Annotated in this window: 2 protein-coding genes; both read left to right on the top strand. The window is 71.1% G+C overall.

All coding sequences use genetic code 11. The features are described from left to right. A partial coding sequence (locus tag CCN29_RS26195) for a CHAD domain-containing protein (protein WP_143661382.1) occupies positions 1 to 893 on the top strand: 893 nt, incomplete at its 5' end. 102 nt (positions 894 to 995) lie between these two features. Then, positions 996 to 2,969: a TIGR03960 family B12-binding radical SAM protein gene (locus tag CCN29_RS26190; RefSeq protein WP_031017639.1), complete on the top strand. Its 1,974-nt coding sequence runs from the start codon at positions 996 to 998 to the stop codon at positions 2,967 to 2,969. Positions 2,970 to 3,030: the final 61 nt, after the last annotated feature.

Below are 3,030 nucleotides of genomic sequence, written 5' to 3'. Positions count from 1 at the left end.
GCCCCCGCCCCGACGGCACCCCCGTCACCGCCGGCGACCACGTCCTCGCCTACGTCCGCGCCCAGCGCGACGCCCTCGTCGAGCTGGACCCCGCCGTACGGCAGGACGTCCCCGACGCCGTGCACCGCATGCGGGTCGCCACCCGCCGCCTGCGCAGCACCTTCCGCAGCTTCCGGAGCGTCCTCGACCGCACCGTCACCGACCCGGTCTCCGCCGACCTGAAGTGGCTCGCCACCGAACTGGGCGCCGACCGCGACCAGGAGGTCCTCGCCGAACGCCTCACCCAGGCCCTCGGCCGCCTCCCCGCCGACCAGGTCAACGGCCCCGTCGCCGAGCGCCTCGCCGCCTGGTCCGAAGCCCGCCACCACGGCGCCCACCACCAGCTCCTCGCCGTCCTCGACTCCCGCCGCCACCTCCGCCTGCTCGACACCCTCGACGCCCTGCTCGCCGATCCGCCCCTGCGCAAGAAGGCCGCCGCCCGCCCGGACAAGGCGCTCGCCAAGGCCGTCGCCAAGGACTTCGGCAAGCTGAGCCGGCTTGTCGAGCACGCACTGGAACTGCCGCCCGGGACGGAGCGCGACACCGCGCTGCACGAGGCGCGCAAGAAGACCAAGCGCACCCGGTACGCCGCCGAGACCGCCGCCCCCGCCCTCGGCGGGCCGGCCGAGGAGGCGGTCCGGGACATGAAGGCGCTCCAGGGCCTGCTCGGCGACCACCAGGACAGCGTCATGGCCCGCCGCACCCTGCGTGAGCTGGCCGCCGTGGCGCACGCGGCGGGGGAGAGCGACTTCACCTACGGGGTGCTGCACGCCGGCGAGGCGCACCGCGCCCGGGCCGCCGAGGAGGCGCTCCCCGAGGCGTGGCGCTCGATCAGCCGGGAGTTCCCGTTCTGAGCGCCGTGCGGGAGAACCCTCGGGGCGGGTTAGTCTGGATGGTCACCCGCCCCTGAGGCACCGGCCCGGGGGAACCGCAGTCACCACACGAAGGTTCGCGAGATGCCTGCCGAAGCCGCCGAGTCTGTGAAATCAGTGTTTCCGCAGCTCGAAGCTCTGCTCCCGCATGTGCAGAAGCCGATCCAGTACGTCGGCGGAGAGCTCAACTCCACGGTCAAGGACTGGGACTCCTGCGACGTCCGCTGGGCGCTCATGTACCCCGACGCCTACGAGGTCGGACTCCCCAACCAGGGCGTCATGATCCTCTACGAGGTGCTCAACGAACAGGACGGCGTCCTGGCCGAGCGCACCTACAGCGTCTGGCCGGACCTCGAGGCGCTGATGCGCGAGCACCGTGTGCCGCAGTTCACCGTCGACAGCCACCGCCCGGTGCGGGCCTTCGACGTGTTCGGCCTCAGCTTCTCCACGGAGCTGGGCTACACGAACATGCTCGCCGCGCTGGACCTGGCCGGCATCCCGCTGGAGGCACGCGACCGCACGGACGACGACCCGATCGTCATGGCCGGCGGCCACGCGGCGTTCAACCCGGAGCCGATCGCCGACTTCATCGACTGCGCGATCATCGGTGACGGCGAGCAGGCCGTGCTGGAGGTCACGCGGATCATCCGCGCCTGGAAGGAGGAGGGCCGCCCCGGCGGACGCGAGGAACTCCTCCTGCGCCTGGCGAAGACCGGCGGCGTGTACGTCCCCGGCTTCTACGACGTCGAGTACCTCCCCGACGGCCGGATCGCCCGCGTCGTACCGAACAGGTCGGGCGTCCCGTGGCGCGTCTCCAAGCACACGGTGATGGACCTCGACGAATGGCCCTACCCCAAGCAGCCCCTCGTCCCGCTCGCCGAGACCGTCCACGAGCGCATGTCCGTGGAGATCTTCCGCGGCTGCACCCGCGGCTGCCGCTTCTGTCAGGCCGGCATGATCACCCGCCCGGTGCGTGAGCGGTCCATCACCGGCATCGGCGAGATGGTCGACAAGGGCCTGAAGGCGACCGGCTTCGAAGAGGTCGGTCTGCTCTCCCTGTCCTCCGCCGACCACTCGGAGATCGGCGACATCGCCAAGGGGCTCGCGGACCGCTACGAGGAAGACAAGATCGGCCTCTCGCTGCCCTCGACCCGCGTCGACGCGTTCAACATCGACCTGGCGAACGAGCTGACCCGCAACGGCCGCCGTTCCGGTCTCACCTTCGCGCCCGAGGGCGGCTCGGAGCGCATCCGCAAGGTCATCAACAAGATGGTCTCCGAGGACGACCTGATCCGGACCGTCGCCACCGCCTACGGCAACGGCTGGCGCCAGGTGAAGCTGTACTTCATGTGCGGCCTGCCCACCGAGACCGACGACGACGTCCTCCAGATCGCCGACATGGCCACGCGCGTCATCGCCAAGGGCCGCGAGGTCTCCGGCTCCAACGACATCCGCTGCACGGTCTCCATCGGCGGTTTCGTGCCCAAGCCGCACACCCCGTTCCAGTGGGCGCCGCAGCTGTCCGCCGAGGAGACGGACGAGCGCCTGGCCAAGCTGCGCGACAAGATCCGCGGCGACAAGAAGTACGGCCGCTCCATCGGCTTCCGCTACCACGACGGCAAGCCCGGCATCGTCGAGGGCCTGCTCTCCCGCGGCGACCGCCGCACCGGCGCCGTCATCCGCGCGGTCTACGACGACGGCGGCCGCTTCGACGGCTGGCGCGAGCACTTCTCCTACGACCGCTGGATGCGGTGCGCGGAGAAGGCGCTGGCCCCGTTCGGCGTGGACGTCGACTGGTACACCACCCGCGAGCGCACCTACGAGGAGGTCCTGCCCTGGGACCACCTCGACTCGGGCCTGGACAAGGACTGGCTCTGGGAGGACTGGCAGGACGCCCTCGACGAGACCGAGGTCGAGGACTGCCGCTGGACCCCGTGCTTCGACTGCGGGGTGTGTCCTCAGATGGACACCAGTATTCAGATCGGACCGACGGGCAAGAAGCTGCTGCCCCTGACGGTCAAGAACGCGGGCCCGGTGCCGAGCGGGCACGCCCACTGAGCGCGGCCCGGGCGACCGGGCGGATGAAGGAAACGGAGCGGCGCCCCCTGATCAGGGGGCG

Source organism: Streptomyces pseudogriseolus, from assembly GCA_002154585.1.
GTDB classification, from domain to species: domain Bacteria; phylum Actinomycetota; class Actinomycetes; order Streptomycetales; family Streptomycetaceae; genus Streptomyces; species Streptomyces pseudogriseolus.
Note: the sequence above shows the minus strand (reverse complement) of the source record. Positions and strands in the feature narration are given on the sequence as shown.